We start from the raw sequence: 15,983 nt of genomic DNA, 5'->3' as shown, positions 1-15,983 counted from the left end.
CTTAAAGTCACAGCTTTATGAAATTGAGCTAAAAAAACGTCAAGCAAAACGTGATGAAATTGAAGCCGGAAAGATGAAAATTGAGTGGGGATCACAGATTCGTAATTACGTGATGCATCCATACAAATTGGTGAAAGATGTTCGTACAGGATATGAATCTACTGATGTGGATAGTGTTATGAATGGCGAAATTGACCAATTCCTCAAGGCCTATTTAATGTTGATGGGGCAGTCAGAAATTGAAGATTAAATTTACAAAATGAAAAGAGTTGGTGTAACATTTATTTTTCTATTATTTTTTGGAAATCTTTTTGCCCAAAATGAAGAAATTGTACGTGGACGTGTAATGAATGATACGATTCCCGTGATGGGAGTTCACGTACAAAATCTTCATACTCAATTGTTCTCTACCACTGATGAAAAAGGATACTTCACAATAAAAGCAACTATTGGGAATACACTGCAATTAACTCACGTTAGTATGCAAACAGTCTTCAGAAATATTGCAAAAGCAGATTTTCAGGTTACTGGAATAGTGATACAAATGAAAGAACATATTAATGAACTGGAGGAAGTTCAGGTGACAAAGCATAAAAATATCACAGCTCAAGAACTTGGAATTTTGCAACACACTCCTATACGAAGAACATATGGAGAGAAAAAAGTCTATAGCAATACTAGAGTTTTCAGTGGGGGACTAGACGTGGCTGCTCTCATTAATGCTATAACAGGCAAAAGAAAGCGAATAAAAAAAGATTTGCAAAATGAACGAAATATGGCAGTTGCAACCTATATTTCTGAGAATATGGGGAATTTTCTAAAGAAAGAACTTAAATTATCTGAAGAAGAAATCAATGCTTTGGCGTATTACGTTATGGAAAGACCAGAATTTCACAGAGCTGTTCAGGAGAATAATCTGAAGGATTTAGAATTTATGCTTATAGATGTTTGGGTAGAGTTACAAGGAATGCTGGAACGTGAACTAAAAAATGAAAAACAGTAAGCAATTTATATTTTTGCTTCTTCTGTTTGTGGGCGAAATGCTCATTGCTCAGGAAAGTGTAATCATCAATGGGAAAATAATTGATGAAAAACAACCCTTGCAAGGTGTTCACATACAAAATTTAGAAAGAAATCGTTTTACAATAACAGATACAGAAGGAAAATTTTCTATTGAGGCTTTTCTGGGCAATACATTGAAAATTACTTATGTAGGTAAAGAAACAATTTATCGAGTTATTACTCAGTTTGATTTAGAAACAGACCAACTGCTTTTAGTAAAAATGAAAGATGAAGTGATTAATATAGAGGAAGTTGAAGTTTCTAAAAATCCAGACATAAATGCACAATCGCTCGGAATATTACAACACAAACCTATAGAAAGAACTTACAACGAAAAGCGAGTTTATAGTGAAACACGGATTTTGCCAAGTGGGCTTTGGTCTTTGCTTGTAGGTGCAGTTTCAGTAAATTTTGAAGGTGTGATTAATGCAATTACAGGAAAAAGTAAAAAAATAAAACAATTAGTAGCCAATGATGAAAATATGAAAGTAGCGAATTACATCATTGAAAATATGTCCACTTTTCTTCGCAAAACGGTTCGGCTTACTGATGAAGAAATAGAAAAATTGTCCTATTTTGTTATGGAAAGAACTCAGTTTCACGATGTAATAAAAGCCAAAAATCATAAAATGTTGGAATTTATGCTTGCAGATGCTTGGGTAGAGTTACAGCAAAATGCAAAATAAATGTCAGTAAATCATCAAAAGGAAAATAAATCAGTAAGTTATAAATCGTTCTGTATAGATAGCTTTTAAATACATTTCTTCTTAAAAAATATTAATTTTTTTGCTAAGGAAATTGATATAAATTTTTTATCTTTGCTTAGTTGAAAAACGATAAGTAAAATAAAAATATCTTCTAATTTATATACTATGTTAGAAAAAAGTATTGAAACAGCAAAAACGTGGCTTTCTGATATTTTTGATGCAGAAACCCGAAGCAAAGTACAAGAGCTTCTTGATGGAAATCTTGATGAATTAAAGGAATCTTTCTACAAAAATCTTGAATTTGGAACTGGAGGAATGCGTGGTATTATGGGAATCGGTACAAACCGAATTAATAAATACACGCTCGGAAGAAACACGCAAGGACTAAGTGATTATCTGAAAAAAACATTTCCTAACGAACAACCTAAAGTGGCAATTGCTCACGATTGCAGGAATAATTCGAAAACATTAGCGAAAGTTGTTGCTGATGTTTTTTCAGCTAACGGAATAAAGGTTTTTTTGTTTTCAGATTTGCGTCCAACTCCAGAACTTTCATTTGCAGTACGTTATTTGGGGTGCCAATGCGGAATTGTGCTAACAGCATCGCATAATCCACCTGAATATAATGGCTACAAAGTGTATTGGGAAGATGGTGGTCAGTTGGTTCCCCCGCAAGATGGAGACATAATGAAGGCTATTGAAGCAGTTGATTTTAAGGATATTAAATTTGGTGCTGATGAAAATTTGATTGAGTGGATTGATACTGAGTTAGATAATGCCTTTGCAGAGGCTTCCATTAAAAATGGTAGTTTTAACGCTCCAAAAAAAGAAAATTTAAAAGTAGTTTTTACTTCTTTGCACGGAACATCAATTACAATGGTACCAGAAGTTTTGAAACGAGCTGGTTACACAAATGTTCATATTGTAGAGGAACAAGCAAAACCTGACGGAAACTTCCCGACAGTAAAATCACCTAATCCTGAAGAACCAGAGGCTTTAACAATGGCTTTGAAAAAAGCTGACGAAATAAATGCAGATATTGTGATTGGTACTGACCCCGATTGCGACCGAGTGGGTGTTGCTGTTCGTGACTTGGAAGGGAAAATGGTACTTCTGAACGGAAACCAAACGATGGTAATGATGACTTTATTCTTATTGCAAAAACATAAGGAAAAAGGATTCAAAGGCAATGAGTTTGTGGGGTCAACAATCGTTTCCACTCCTATGATGAATGATGTAGCAACTGCCTTTGGTGTAGAATGCAAAGTTGGGTTGACAGGATTCAAGTGGATTGCAAAAATGATTCGTGATTTTTCTGACCAAACATTTATTGGTGGTGGAGAAGAGAGCTTTGGGTATATGGTTGGGGATTTCGTTCGTGATAAAGATGCCGTTACAGCAACATTATTGGCTTGTGAAATTGCAGCTACAGCTAAGGCTTCAGGTAGTTCTTTTTACAAAGAGTTGCTAAAGGCTTATGTGGATTATGGTTTCTACAAGGAATATTTAATTTCATTGGTTCGTAAAGGAATTTCAGGTTCGCAAGAAATTGCTCAAATGATGAAAGACCTACGTGAAAATCCGCTAAAAGAAATCAATGGAGAAAAAGTTACAATGATTGAAGATTACCAAACTTCAAAAGCTCATAATATTTTAACGGGTGAAATTGAAGATATTGATATTCCAAAATCAAACGTGTTGATTTACTATACTGAAAACGGAACGAAAATTGCCGCACGCCCAAGTGGAACAGAGCCAAAAATTAAATTCTATTTCAGTGTGAATACAAAATTAGATAGTGTCGATAAATTTAAAGAGACTGAAAAGGTCTTAGATGAAAAAATAAAAGCTATTGTTTCAGATATGAAATTATCATAATAATGTGAATAGTAAAAAGAAAAGCTACCTTTTGGGTAGCTTTTTTTGTTATCTTACAAAGACGAGTTCTCCTTTTTTTACGGATAAACTTTCACTAAAGTTGTATCCTTCATAATTGAATCCTTTTAAGTCATCAATCGTTTGGACATTGTTTTTGATGATGTATTTTACCATTAGTCCACGAGCCTTTTTTGCGTAAAAACTAATAATTTTAAGTTCATCGCCTTTCCAATCTTTAAAAATGGGTGTAACAACCGAAGTCTTTAGTTTTTTAACATCAATAGCCTTGAAATATTCATTACTTGCTAAGTTTATAAATAACTCATTATCTGATAATTCATTGTTTAAAGCGTTTGTGATTTTATCTTTCCAAAAATCGTATAAGTCTTTACTTCCTGTGATGCTAATTTTTGTACCCATTTCCAAACGATAAGGTTGTATCAAATCCAAAGGTTTTAATAGCCCGTATTGCCCTGAAAGAATGCGTAATGTCTTTTGCAATTTCTCGATTTCATTGTTATTGAGAGAAAGAATATCCAATCCGTCGTAAACATCACCATCAAAAACGTATGCAGCTTGTTTAGCATTTTTGGTAGAAAAAGGTAGTGAAAATTCTTGATTTCGTTGCCAGTTAAGGTCGGCAAGTTTTTCTGAAATATGCATCAATTCAGCTAACGTATTGGGAGTTAGTTTTTTTAATTCAGTATTAACTTCCTTCATTTCTGCCTGAAAGATTGGTAGAGAGTATTCTTTCGTAGGGATATTTTTATCGAAATTTAGTGACTTGGCTGGGGATATAACTATTTTCATATGAAACTAAAATTAATATAATAAGTGCGAAGGTATTTATTTTTACTCTAATAGTCAAAAAAACGAAATATTTTTCTTGTATCTAATTCTTTATTCTTATTTTTGCTACCGTTTTTTTAATAGTTCAATAAATATGAGAAAATTATTTTTAAATTTGGTAATGTTTTCGATGCTTTTGTTTGTTTCTTGTTCAGGAGATTCTCCTAGAAAAGTTGCAGAAAAATTCTTGGAAGCTATGGAAAATCAAAACTTTGAGGAAGCTAAAAAGTATTCGGACGATTCGATGAAACAACTTTTGAATATGCTTGATAGTATGCCTAAGGACAATAACAAAAAGGCTGAAAATGCAAAAGTAAAAGTAACGAAGGTAGAAGAAAATGGTGATAAGGCAAAGGTTTTTTATATCGTTGAAAGTTCTGAAATTCAAGAAGAAAGTAAAGAGCAGAGCATTAATTTAAAGAAAGTTGATGGAAATTGGAAGGTTTCTTTTAATAAGGAAGAAATGAACAAGGAAGAACCTGTAGGAAATTTAGACGCTACAGAATCTGAAAATCAATCAAGTGAAGAAGAAATCACAACAGAACTAGAAGATTTAGAAGCGGAAGTGGTTACTGAAACAACGGAATAATAAAAGTGTAAAAAGAACTGAAAAATGAAGAAATATCTAATAAAAGGGACTTTATTTTTCAGTTTTTTTTTGTTGTTCTTGTGGGGAAGTTTTCATTTTTTCTTTTGGGTAGATAGAAATCAGGAGAGCAAACTCATAAGGCAAAATCAGAAAATTACACGTCTTTCTCAAGAAGATTTAAAGAAAATACAACAAGGGGATATTATTCTTAGGAGGGGATATGGTTTTTTTAGTGATTTGATTGCTAAAAAGTTAAATGACTCTGTTTTTGATGTTACTCACTCTGGAATTTTGTATTTAAAAGATGATAAATGGTGGGTAATTCATTCACTTTCATCTGATATGAGTGACACAGACGGAATGCAAGAACAATCACTTAACCAGTTTTTGAAGAGGTCAATGCCTGAGAAAATTATTATTGTACGTCCTAAAAACATTACTAAAGAGCAGGGACAACAGATTGTAAATCAGGCAAAATATTATTTACAAAAAAAAGTTCCATTCGACCGAATGGGAGTTTTTGATGAGCCTTCACAAATGTATTGTACAGAGCTTATTTGGCAAATTTTGGGAAATGATTTGAAATTGATTTCTTTACCCAAAGATAATGGAAAAAGGAAAGATTTATTTTATTCAATGAAAGGAACTTATAATCCGAAATATTTTGATATTGTGATAAATAAGTATCCAAAGAAATAAAAAAAGACAACAAAAAAAGAGTGTAATATTTGTCAGTTTAAAAAAAAATCGTACATTTGCCCCACTTTTAAATAGAGAAAGGTTTATAAATTTTATTTGAGATAAGATATTTAAAGATTTAGGACAATGAAAAGAACATTTCAACCATCAAAAAGAAAGAGAAGAAATAAGCACGGTTTCAGAGAGCGTATGGCTACTGCAAATGGAAGAAAAGTGTTAGCAAGAAGAAGAGCTAAAGGAAGAAAAAAATTAACAGTTTCTTCAGAACCAAGACATAAAAAATAATGTCGATGGTTGATTTTTATAATATATAAAGGTGTTATCTTTTTTAGGTAACACCTTTTTTTTAAACAAATTTACTATCTCATTAAATCCTAAGTTAATAATTTGATTGATAATTTGTGAAAAATCTTTTTATTCCGAAATCTTAACGGACGGAATGGTTGAAAATGATTAAAAATATCAAAAAATATTTGAAGTTATATCACGAAAAATGTGAAGAAAGTCTCAAAAAGTGGGGATATTACTATCCACCTCGCAATTGGGAAGAATTTGAAAAGTGGAATCAAGATACTTTTGAGAAATACTTACAAGATTTGAGTGATGAAATCAGCAAAACAAAATTGTATATTAGTTTGCTGAACAATACAAAGGAGTTCGGCTTTTATCTGGCTTTTAATAATCAAGATTTTGAGTTGCTGAATAATGTTTTGTATCAGATTGCCCGACAAGAGATTTTATCAACTTCTGTAACAGAAAGTGGTACAGACCATTGCAATGCTTTTTTTGATGTGCTTTCAGCCTTTGCTTGTAATGATTTTCAAATTATAGAAAGTCTTTTTCCAAAAGAATTGCCACATTCCAAAGGGCAATTTTACACTGAAAATGCAGTCAATTTGCTAAAGGTGCTTTACTTTAAGGAGGAAGATTTAAAGCAAATAGCTTTGCAAAAGGCAGAAAAGTTTTTACAAAAGAAAATAACGGCTTGGGAAAAGTTTGTGGTATTGTATTTTGTGGCATTGGTTGAAAAAGACGCTCAAAAAGCATCAAATTGTTTGCAAGAACTCTGTGAGGCATACCAGAAATTAGGTTACCCAAGAGAAAAGATAGATAAGTGTTTTGCTCAAGAGATTCACGGGTTATATCGTTTGGTACGCGAACTTGATGCTAATTTGTTTACCAAAATTGAGATGCCAACACACGATTGTTTTTTTCAGGAATTTGAAATTTGGCAACAAAAAAATCAGTTTCCAAAAGGAAAATTATTCTATACCTATCCGCCAAAAATGGATTATATGAATCAAATTTTCAATGCCCCAATGCCAAAAATGGAACTTTTTGAAAAGACGTATTCTGAAAATAGAAAGTATATTTTCAAAAATGCAGACAAATTTGCTGTGGATTTAACAAGAAGTATAAAAGAAAATTTGTAAGTTGCAACCTAAAAGTTTGTGATACAAATGTATTCTTTATAAGTTGAATTAGAATTTATATATCATAAAAAAATCAATCTTTCTCAACAATTTTTGCTATTGAGTTGGAGAGAAAATCAAAAAAAATAAAAATCATAAAGAAATGCCAAAGCGTAAAGATTTAAATTGTGTATTGTTAATTGGTTCAGGACCAATCATTATCGGACAAGCCTGTGAGTTTGACTATTCAGGTTCGCAGTCGTTGCGTTCGCTACGTGAGGACGGCATCGAAACGGTGCTTATTAACAGCAATCCTGCAACCATTATGACTGACCCTTCAATGGCTGACCACGTTTATTTAAAGCCATTGACTACCAAATCCATAGTTGAAATTCTGAAAAAACATCCCAATATTGATGCCGTTTTGCCTACAATGGGAGGACAAACTGCCTTAAATCTTTGCATTGAAGCCGCTGAAAAAGGGATTTGGAAAGATTTTGGTGTGGAAATCATTGGGGTGGATATTGATGCCATCCAAATTACGGAAGACCGCGAGAAATTCCGTGTGCTTTTGGACAAAATTGGCATTCCGATGGCTCCGTCCGAAACGGCAAATTCCTTCCTTCGAGGAAAAGAAATTGCTCAGAAATTCGGTTTTCCTTTGGTGATTCGTCCGTCGTTTACATTGGGCGGAACAGGAGCTTCTGTGGTATACAAAAAGGAAGATTTCGATACGCTTCTCACACGCGGTTTGGAGGCTTCTCCCATTCACGAAGTGTTGATTGACAAGGCGTTAATGGGTTGGAAGGAATACGAATTGGAACTTCTTCGTGATAAAAACGACAACGTGGTAATTATCTGTACCATTGAAAATATGGATCCAATGGGTATCCACACGGGAGACTCCATTACCGTTGCTCCTGCGATGACGCTTTCCGACAGAACGTTCCAACGTATGCGTGATATGGCAATCAAGATGATGCGAAGCATCGGCGATTTTGCGGGAGGTTGTAACGTACAATTTGCTGTGTCGCCTGACGAAAAAGAAGATATTATCGCTATCGAAATCAATCCGCGTGTGTCACGTTCTTCGGCTTTGGCTTCCAAAGCAACAGGCTATCCGATTGCCAAAATTGCAACAAAATTGGCTATCGGTTATAACTTGGACGAACTTTCTAACCAAATCACTAAGTCCACTTCGGCACTTTTCGAGCCTACGTTGGATTATGTTATCGTAAAAATTCCGCGTTGGAACTTTGACAAATTCGAAGGTTCTGACCGCACTATCGGTTTGCAAATGAAATCGGTAGGAGAAGTAATGGGCATCGGTCGCTCGTTCCAAGAGGCACTTCATAAAGCTACGCAATCACTTGAAATCAAACGCAATGGATTGGGAGCAGATGGCAAAGGATACAAAAACTATGAGCAAATCATCGACAAACTTACCAATCCGAGTTGGGATAGAGTCTTTGTGATTTACGACGCCATCGCGATGGGCATTCCGCTTTCGAGAATTCACGAAATCACTAAGATAGATATGTGGTTCTTGAAGCAATACGAAGAACTATACAGCATTGAGAAAGAAATTTCAACCTATAAAATAGAAACACTTCCGAAAGATTTACTATTGGAAGCCAAACAAAAAGGCTTTGCCGACCGCCAAATCGCTCATATGTTGGGATGTTGGGAAAGTGAAGTCTATAAAAAACGGGAAGAATTGGGTATCAACCGCGTATATAAGTTGGTAGATACGTGTGCTGCCGAGTTTAAAGCACAAACGCCGTATTATTACTCTACGTTTGAAGCTCCAATTCGTGATGCGAACGGCAATCTTTTCACAGCGAACGATAGTATCGTTTCCGACCGTAAAAAAGTAGTTGTGTTAGGCTCAGGCCCCAACCGCATTGGGCAGGGAATTGAGTTCGATTACTGTTGCGTTCACGGAGTGCTTTCAGCTGCCGAGTGCGGTTACGAAACTATTATGATTAACTGCAACCCTGAAACAGTTTCTACGGATTTTGACACAGCAGACAAGCTCTACTTCGAGCCTGTTTTTTGGGAACATATTTACGACATCATTCGTCACGAAAAACCCGAAGGTGTTATCGTTCAGTTGGGCGGACAAACCGCTTTGAAATTGGCTGAAAAACTTCACAAATACGGCATTAAAATCATCGGAACGAGTTTTGATGCGTTGGATTTGGCAGAAGACCGAGGGCGTTTCTCTACTTTATTGAAAGAATTGGGCATTCCGTATCCGAAATTTGGTGTTGCTGAAACTGCCGACGGAGCCTTAAAGTTAGCCGATGAGTTGGACTTCCCGCTTTTGGTGCGTCCGTCGTATGTGTTGGGTGGGCAAGGAATGAAAATCGTTATCAACAAGCACGAATTGGAAGAACACGTGGTGGATTTGCTTCGTAAAATTCCGAATAATAAACTTTTGCTCGACCATTATTTAGATGGAGCTATCGAAGCCGAAGCCGACGCCATTTGCGATGGCGAAAACGTGTACATCATCGGGATTATGGAACACATCGAGCCGTGTGGGGTACATTCGGGGGATAGTAATGCCACGCTGCCACCGTTTAACATCGGTGAGTTTGTGATGCAACAAATCAAAGACCATACGCACAAAATCGCTAAAGCCTTAAACACGGTGGGGCTGATAAACATTCAGTTTGCCATTAAGGACGACACAGTGTACATCATTGAAGCCAACCCGAGGGCGTCGCGTACCGTTCCGTTTATCGCCAAAGCCTACGGGGAGCCGTACGTGAACTACGCTACCAAAGTGATGCTTGGTGAGAAGAAAGTAACCGATTTCAACTTCCAACCGAAATTGGACGGATTTGCTATCAAACAACCTGTGTTTTCGTTTAACAAGTTCCCGAACGTGGATAAGCGTTTAGGTCCCGAAATGAAATCCACAGGCGAAAGTATCCTTTTCATAGACGACCTCAAAGACGACCAATTCTATGAACTCTACGCAAGAAGGAAAATGTATCTGTCTAAATAGGCAATAGGAATTAGCAAATAGAAAATAGTAAGGGCGAAAATTTTTCGCCCTTTTTGGGCATCATAAGAGAAAAGTTTGTGTACTTTCTAACTTTACAATAATTTATTAACCAACTTTAGTATTATTATGATTCAACATTTTGATTCTATTTGTAATTTTAGATACGAAAATCCTGTAGGACAGGATAAACCTATAAAATCAAATGATAGTAGGTTATCCAAAGTGAAAGAAGAACTACAAAAATTAAAAAAACTACTGGAATTAAAGTTTAGTAATTTCAAAGGATTTGATTTTACTGTTGATGTATCAGAAGGAATTTCTTATTTTCCAAATATTTTACATATATGTATTCTACCTCCTGAACAAAAGGTTTCTGATGGCATCTATGTGGGTATTTGTTTTGATAAGTTTGGAAGAGGAGCAGTTGTTGGTTGTATGGAATCAAAAACCAACCCCAAAGGACTCAACACAGTTACGAGAAAAATAAAAAATAGAGAGTTACGGATAGATGTTGATGGAGCAAATAAAAATAGTAAGTATAATAATCTCTTTGAAAACCCACGAGAGTTTTTTAAAAATCGAACAAAAGAAAATAAGTTTTTGGCACATATTGAAAAATCCTTAGAACTATGTTTGTATAACCTAAAATTAATAAAATCTAGTTCATATTTACAAACCTCTGATTTATTAAATTCAGAAATTAATGAGAACGAAATTAAATACGAATTGCTTGATGATATCAAAGATGAAAGAAAGAAGATTGCAATTTCAATTAATCAAAGAAGAGGTCAGAAAAACTTCAGAAAAGAATTACTAAGGGCTTATTCCGCTAAATGCTGTATCACAGGATGTGATATTGTAGAAATATTAGAAGCAGCACATATTTATCCATATAAGGGAGATAGCACAAATAAAACGTATAACGGTCTATTAATGAGAACAGATATTCATACACTATTCGATTTAGGATTGATTGCTATTAATCCTATAAACTATTCTGTAGAAGTTTCTGATACCATAAAGGATGATAATTTTTATAGAGTACTAGAAGGGAAAAGGGTAAATTTACCCCGAGAGGAGTCTGATAAACCTAATCCTGAATATTTACATTATCACTATGATAAAATATTTCATAAATAAATTCTCCATATATAATTTACTCCCTGTTCAGTACATCTAAATAGATACCAAATACACCCCCACCCCCACAGACGCCCTCACGGCGTCTTTTCTTTTTAACAGCATTTTAATACTAATCTGCTGAATTTTTACCACTTACGGCACGGATATTGCTACATATATAACAAGAAATCCCTGAAAGTGATGAGTGTTTACCTATAGGATTTTGATAATTTCTGTACAGAAAAGCATTCTAACGGCAAAGAAGTAAGGTTTGACCTGCATTATATAAGTTCTGACCCATAAGAAATCAATTTTGACCAACAAGAAATCAATATTTACCAATAGGAAATGAATTCTGACTGACAAGAAATCAATCTTGACCGACAATAAATGGATTCTGACCGATAGGAAATGAATTTTGACTGACAATAAATGGATTCTGACCGGTAAAAATCCATTTCCTGCAAGTAAAAATCTATGAAATCAATAGAAAATTAAAAGTTTAACACCAAAAACACAATTATTATGAACGAGAATTTACATCAGAACGAACAAAACTTGAATCAGAATGACCAAAATCTGAATCAAAACGAGCAAACACCAACTCCAAAGAAGCGAAACGTGCATATTTCAATGGAGGAATGGATTCAGCGAATGTGATTGGCGTTTTCTAACGGGAAATTGCCCAACATTCAGGAGCAGATGGGGCAATTGGGCTATACCACCGAAAAACTTGATGAGCTTTTAGCCAAAGTGGTACGTTTGGAAGAGTTACACCAAATCCAAAAGACGGAATACGCTCAGCAATATGCCGAAACGGAGAAGTTCGACCAAAAATTTTCCGAAATCAATGATTTGTATACCAAGCATTTGGCTTTCTGTAAAATCCTTTTTAAGGGCGATATGTTAGCAGGTGCTTCGCTCGACTTTGCAGGGAAACGCAAAACGGCATATAGCGATTGGTTGGTGCAAGTAGGGAACTTCTATTCGCAATTGCTTAAAAACCCATCGTTTTTAACTAAGTTGCAGTCTATCAACATCAAAGAAGAAGATTTAAAAGCCGTACAAAATAAACTCACAGAAGTCATCGCCCTGAAAGAAAGTCAGAAAAAGGAAACCGCCGAGGCTCAAAAAGCCACCGAAGTTCGTGACAAATTCTTTGATGAGCTTTATCCGCAGTACAGCGAGTTTGTGGCTTACGCCAAAGTTGTGTTTGCTCATAGTCAGGAGCTTGAGGCTTTGGGTATTGTGACCAAAAAAGCATAAGAAATTAAAAAATTATCGGTAAGGACGTCCGTTGGGGCGTCTTTACTTTTTTTATGTTGCTAATGGATTGAAATATGTTTGATTTTTATTTCTTTGTACTTTTGGCTTAAAACGAGAAAAGGGGCTTTGCCTCAATGTAACAGGCACTTGGTCAAACTGAGCGAAGTTGAAGTTTTTTATATTAGCATATTTATACAAAAAGTCATAAAATTTATATCTTTGAGCAGTAAAATTTGATTTTTGAAAGGGTATGAGAGATATTTGTTTGGTAATTATGAACTAAAAGCGGGTAAGTATGGAAATATCAACAGAATTAATTTATAAATATTTCTCAGAAATTCATTTTTCAAAAGGAGATTATCTGTTGAGGTCGGGAGAGGTTGAAAAACATTTGTACTATCTCGAAAGTGGAATGGTTCGTATTTTTCATTATGACTTTCATAGGGATAAAGAAACAACTGTTGATTTTATATTTCCAGGACAATTTTGTCTGTCGTACGAATCTTTTCGTGATGGTACGCCTTCCGTTTTGGAACTTCAAGCCATAAGTGATGTCTGTGCCTACTGCATTGATAAACAGTTGCTCGACACGATGATGAAAGACGAAAGATTCATTGCCATTAAATTGCAAATAATGGAAGAATTGTTCGTTCAGAAAGCCCGTAAGGAAATTCAGTTTCTCACACAATCACCCGAGCAGATATATAAGCATCTTATTGAAAAAGAACCTTTTTTGGTGCAGAAATTACCATTGAAATACATTGCATCATACATCGGAATCACACCTCAGGCACTCAGCCGAATTCGCAAACGTATTTTTTAACCGAAGTTCATTTTTTTGAGAATATATAGTTGTTACTTTGCCATAGGAAAATAAAAAACTTTTCAGCAAATGAGAACGTTAGCAGTATATTTCGGTTTAATTTTAATGTTAGGAATTATGAATACAAAAGCACAAAATTCGGATTATATGCGTATGATTGAAAGTGCTATCAAAGCTCCTTCAGGGCATAATACGCAGCCTTGGTGGTTTGAAATGGGGGAGAATTTCATTCGTATTTTACCCAATTTAGAAAAACATCTTGCTGTGGTAGATGCGGATAATCGTGAACTTTTTATCAGTTTGGGGTGTGCTACTGAAAATCTTTGTTTGGCTGCTGGTGCATTGGGATATAAGTCTGATATGAGGGTTTCTTCGGAAGGAATAATCACAATATATTTGGAGAAAGATGATTCAGTTGTAAAAGAAGTTCTTTTTGAGCAGATTGATAAAAGACAGACGAATCGGTCAGTGTACAACAACGAGATAATTCCTGAAGAAGATGTAGAAAGTATCTTGAAGTTTTTTGAAAAAGAAGTGAATGATGCTGTTTATCTGTGGAAAAAAGGAACTCCAACTTTTGAAACGATTACTGAATTTGTGATGAAAGGTAATGAAATCCAGATGAATGATGAGGCTTTTAAGCAGGAGTTACTTTCGTGGATACGTTTCAATAAAAGGCATTCCGAAAAGACCAACGATGGAATCAGTTACGCCGCTTTAGAAGCTCCGAACCTGCCCGTTTGGATTACCAAACCCATTGTGAAGGGAATGCTTAACGTCAAAAAGCAAAACCAAACTGACAGAAAGAAAATAGCTTCGTCCTCACACGTAGTTCTTATAACAAGTTTGGAAAATACGATAGTTTCGTGGGTAAAAACTGGGAGAGTATTGCAGCGACTTTTGTTATTATTAACTCAAAAAGGAATTGCTCACGCCTATCTTAATCAGCCTTGCGAAATTCCTGAGTTACGACAGAAATTACAAAATCAACTTCCTATAAAAGGGCAAAATCCTCAAATATTATTACGTATTGGTTATGCAAAACAGCTTCCTTATTCAAAACGAAAACCTATTGAAGAAGTAATAAAAAAGTAAATGATGGGTTTTATCAATATCTTGATTAAAAGTACGATGAACGTATCAGTATGAAAGGAAAAATCTTTGAAAAATATCGCATTATGATATTTTTATGATAAAATCATAAAATTTAGAAGATGTAGAATTGTATTTCGCTTCAGCAAAAAAACATCTTTTAAGATGGCTTTTTTTGAAATAAGATTGATAGTGATTTTGATAAGTGCTTTATTGTAATTTATAAGATTACTACATCAAAGGTATGGAAGTTCCTTGGGTTAATCACTTGACATAGGGCAAAAAAATACTTCAATTTCCGAATGTGGCTTAAAGTAGAATCGGTAATTCCTAAGAAACTGGTGATGCGTTTTTTTACTTCGATTTTGTCAAATTCAAAACCTAAAATTTTATAGTGTCTTTTCGACTTTCCATTACAGCAAAAGTGTTGTATATTTGCATTATAATCGTTATTATTAGAAATCTCGGTATGGTGAGCCAATGTCTCCTCCCGATATCATTCGATAATAGCGACCAAAGTCATCTTCATTATACTTTGATCCTGTTTCTAAATTATAATAATTAGTGTAGTTATTTTCTCGTAATTCGATTACTATTTCTCCATTAGGAAGATGAATAATATTTGTGTCTTCTCCAGTAGTGTAATTCAATTTGAGTACTTGTATTATTTTATCTTTTTCAGATAATAGTTCATTTAATTCTGCTATTTGTTTGCGAGAATTACTATATTGTTGTTTAAAGCTTTTCTTTTCGGTTAAGGCAATTTCTTTTTGTTCTTCTATTATTACATCTTTTTTTAATAATAGTTCATTTAATTCTGCTATTTGTTTGCGAGAATTACTATATTGTTGTTCAAAGTTTTTCATTTCGGTTGAGGCAATTTCTTTTTGTTCTTCAAGTTCTTTTCTCAAATTGGAAAGAAGACCTTCATATCTTTCTTTTTCTTTATCTAAATTTATCTCTAGTTCTTTTATTTTATTTTGAAGAGTTTCCACCATTTTATTGTGACTATTTCTTTCTCTAAAATTGATCTTTGCTTCTTCTAATTTAATTTCTTCAATAGCCAATTCTCTTTGATTTTCAATAGATTGTTTTTGTTTGTTTATTAAAATAGTATTTCTCTTAATTAGTGAGTATTTTAATAAAACATCAACTAGTAGGTTTAAATAAGGCAAAGCTAAAACATAAAAAATGGTTGAAAAAGTAGGATAAACTAATAGAAAATGAATGCTAGAAAAATTACTCTGAATATATTCTATTTTCTCTTCAATTACTTTTGGAGAAAAAATTATAAATAATATAGGTTTCCAATTAAATAAAAACCAAGATGTTAAAAAGGCCCCAATAATAGGATTTTTAACTCTTTCTTCTGTTGTTCTAAATAAAGATTGTATAAACTCTTTCATATCGTTTGATTATATTATGATTTTGTAAAGGTACAAATTATCTTTGTTCTAACTATAAGTAG

The 15,983-nt window shown here is 34.2% G+C and carries 16 protein-coding genes (1 of these 16 cut by a window edge); 14 read left to right on the top strand and 2 right to left on the bottom strand.

Going from position 1 to position 15,983, the window contains the following annotated elements:
• The 4 genes from prfB to CGC48_RS02860 all read left to right on the top strand — a co-directional run.
• Positions 1–250 (top strand): peptide chain release factor 2 gene (prfB, locus tag CGC48_RS02875; protein WP_394336559.1) (it extends 852 nt beyond the left edge of the window). Within the gene, positions 1–250 belong to an annotated coding region that runs on past the window's edge; the region does not span the whole gene.
• A gap of 9 nt (positions 251–259) precedes the next feature.
• Positions 260–1,003 (top strand): carboxypeptidase-like regulatory domain-containing protein, encoded by a 744-nt coding sequence (locus CGC48_RS02870; protein ID WP_098028403.1) that lies wholly within the window; start codon positions 260–262, stop codon positions 1,001–1,003.
• The gene (locus tag CGC48_RS02865; protein ID WP_232780541.1) at positions 990–1,748 is read left to right on the top strand and encodes a carboxypeptidase-like regulatory domain-containing protein; all 759 of its coding nucleotides are present in this window, start codon (positions 990–992) and stop codon (positions 1,746–1,748) included. Before CGC48_RS02870 ends, CGC48_RS02865 begins: the two co-directional genes overlap by 14 nt.
• A gap of 186 nt (positions 1,749–1,934) precedes the next feature.
• Positions 1,935–3,647, top strand: coding sequence for a phospho-sugar mutase (locus tag CGC48_RS02860; protein ID WP_098028401.1), 1,713 nt, complete (start codon positions 1,935–1,937; stop codon positions 3,645–3,647).
• 48 nt (positions 3,648–3,695) lie between these two features.
• Here the strand turns inward: CGC48_RS02860 and yaaA are convergent, their stop codons facing one another.
• The gene (gene yaaA, locus CGC48_RS02855; RefSeq protein ID WP_098028400.1) at positions 3,696–4,457 is read right to left on the bottom strand and encodes a peroxide stress protein YaaA; all 762 of its coding nucleotides are present in this window, start codon (positions 4,455–4,457) and stop codon (positions 3,696–3,698) included.
• Positions 4,458–4,590: 133 nt separating this feature from the next.
• Here yaaA and CGC48_RS02850 point away from each other — a divergent pair, with 133 nt between their 5' ends.
• The 10 genes from CGC48_RS02850 to CGC48_RS02810 all read left to right on the top strand — a co-directional run bounded on the left by CGC48_RS02850 (position 4,591) and on the right by CGC48_RS02810 (position 14,518).
• Positions 4,591–5,085: a nuclear transport factor 2 family protein gene (locus CGC48_RS02850; RefSeq protein ID WP_098028399.1), complete on the top strand. Its 495-nt coding sequence runs from the start codon at positions 4,591–4,593 to the stop codon at positions 5,083–5,085.
• 24 nt (positions 5,086–5,109) lie between these two features.
• Entirely contained in the window at positions 5,110–5,784 is a 675-nt protein-coding gene (locus tag CGC48_RS02845) for a YiiX/YebB-like N1pC/P60 family cysteine hydrolase (protein ID WP_198537149.1), read from the top strand.
• Positions 5,785–5,910: 126 nt separating this feature from the next.
• Complete coding sequence (rpmH, locus tag CGC48_RS02840; RefSeq protein ID WP_002669412.1) at positions 5,911–6,069, top strand: 50S ribosomal protein L34; 159 nt, start codon at positions 5,911–5,913, stop codon at positions 6,067–6,069.
• Positions 6,070–6,233: 164 nt separating this feature from the next.
• Positions 6,234–7,217, top strand: a complete 984-nt coding sequence (locus CGC48_RS02835; RefSeq protein WP_098028397.1) for a hypothetical protein — start codon at positions 6,234–6,236, stop codon at positions 7,215–7,217.
• Positions 7,218–7,359: 142 nt separating this feature from the next.
• On the top strand, positions 7,360–10,212 hold the full coding sequence (carB, locus tag CGC48_RS02830) for a carbamoyl-phosphate synthase large subunit (RefSeq protein ID WP_098028396.1): 2,853 nt from the start codon (positions 7,360–7,362) through the stop codon (positions 10,210–10,212).
• 126 nt (positions 10,213–10,338) lie between these two features.
• The gene (locus tag CGC48_RS02825) at positions 10,339–11,352 is read left to right on the top strand and encodes an HNH endonuclease (RefSeq protein WP_098028395.1); all 1,014 of its coding nucleotides are present in this window, start codon (positions 10,339–10,341) and stop codon (positions 11,350–11,352) included.
• Positions 11,353–11,859: 507 nt separating this feature from the next.
• A complete protein-coding gene (locus CGC48_RS11900) occupies positions 11,860–11,994 on the top strand; it encodes a hypothetical protein (RefSeq protein ID WP_262482367.1) in 135 nt (44 codons plus the stop codon).
• On the top strand, positions 11,995–12,600 hold the full coding sequence (locus tag CGC48_RS02820; RefSeq protein ID WP_232780540.1) for a hypothetical protein: 606 nt from the start codon (positions 11,995–11,997) through the stop codon (positions 12,598–12,600).
• Positions 12,601–12,895: 295 nt separating this feature from the next.
• Entirely contained in the window at positions 12,896–13,423 is a 528-nt protein-coding gene (locus CGC48_RS02815; protein WP_098028394.1) for a Crp/Fnr family transcriptional regulator, read from the top strand.
• A 69-nt stretch (positions 13,424–13,492) separates the two neighbouring features.
• Positions 13,493–14,518, top strand: a complete 1,026-nt coding sequence (locus CGC48_RS02810; protein ID WP_098028393.1) for an Acg family FMN-binding oxidoreductase — start codon at positions 13,493–13,495, stop codon at positions 14,516–14,518.
• Positions 14,519–14,970: 452 nt separating this feature from the next.
• On the opposite strand, the gene CGC48_RS02805 is transcribed toward CGC48_RS02810, so the two are convergent.
• Positions 14,971–15,921 carry a hypothetical protein gene (locus CGC48_RS02805; protein WP_098028392.1) on the bottom strand — a complete coding sequence of 317 codons (951 nt, stop codon included), beginning with the start codon at positions 15,919–15,921 and terminating at the stop codon, positions 14,971–14,973.
• Positions 15,922–15,983: the final 62 nt, after the last annotated feature.

Origin of the sequence: Capnocytophaga cynodegmi (assembly GCF_002302475.1) — a bacterium.
In the GTDB taxonomy this organism is placed as follows: Bacteria; Bacteroidota; Bacteroidia; order Flavobacteriales; family Flavobacteriaceae; genus Capnocytophaga; species Capnocytophaga cynodegmi.
This window is presented reverse-complemented; position numbering and strand designations above follow the sequence as displayed.

Excerpts from the sequence above, each read along its gene's own strand:
- CGC48_RS02870 (WP_098028403.1), top strand. The coding sequence starts at position 260 with ATGAAAAGAGTTGGTGTAACATTTATTTTTCTATTATTTTTTGGAAAT.
- CGC48_RS02865 (WP_232780541.1), top strand. The coding sequence starts at position 990 with ATGAAAAACAGTAAGCAATTTATATTTTTGCTTCTTCTGTTTGTGGGC.
- CGC48_RS02860 (WP_098028401.1), top strand. The coding sequence starts at position 1,935 with ATGTTAGAAAAAAGTATTGAAACAGCAAAAACGTGGCTTTCTGATATT.
- yaaA (WP_098028400.1), bottom strand. The coding sequence starts at position 4,457 with ATGAAAATAGTTATATCCCCAGCCAAGTCACTAAATTTCGATAAAAAT.
- CGC48_RS02850 (WP_098028399.1), top strand. The coding sequence starts at position 4,591 with ATGAGAAAATTATTTTTAAATTTGGTAATGTTTTCGATGCTTTTGTTT.
- CGC48_RS02845 (WP_198537149.1), top strand. The coding sequence starts at position 5,110 with ATGAAGAAATATCTAATAAAAGGGACTTTATTTTTCAGTTTTTTTTTG.
- rpmH (WP_002669412.1), top strand. The coding sequence starts at position 5,911 with ATGAAAAGAACATTTCAACCATCAAAAAGAAAGAGAAGAAATAAGCAC.
- CGC48_RS02835 (WP_098028397.1), top strand. The coding sequence starts at position 6,234 with ATGATTAAAAATATCAAAAAATATTTGAAGTTATATCACGAAAAATGT.
- carB (WP_098028396.1), top strand. The coding sequence starts at position 7,360 with ATGCCAAAGCGTAAAGATTTAAATTGTGTATTGTTAATTGGTTCAGGA.
- CGC48_RS02825 (WP_098028395.1), top strand. The coding sequence starts at position 10,339 with ATGATTCAACATTTTGATTCTATTTGTAATTTTAGATACGAAAATCCT.
- CGC48_RS11900 (WP_262482367.1), top strand. The coding sequence starts at position 11,860 with ATGAACGAGAATTTACATCAGAACGAACAAAACTTGAATCAGAATGAC.
- CGC48_RS02815 (WP_098028394.1), top strand. The coding sequence starts at position 12,896 with ATGGAAATATCAACAGAATTAATTTATAAATATTTCTCAGAAATTCAT.
- CGC48_RS02810 (WP_098028393.1), top strand. The coding sequence starts at position 13,493 with ATGAGAACGTTAGCAGTATATTTCGGTTTAATTTTAATGTTAGGAATT.
- CGC48_RS02805 (WP_098028392.1), bottom strand. The coding sequence starts at position 15,921 with ATGAAAGAGTTTATACAATCTTTATTTAGAACAACAGAAGAAAGAGTT.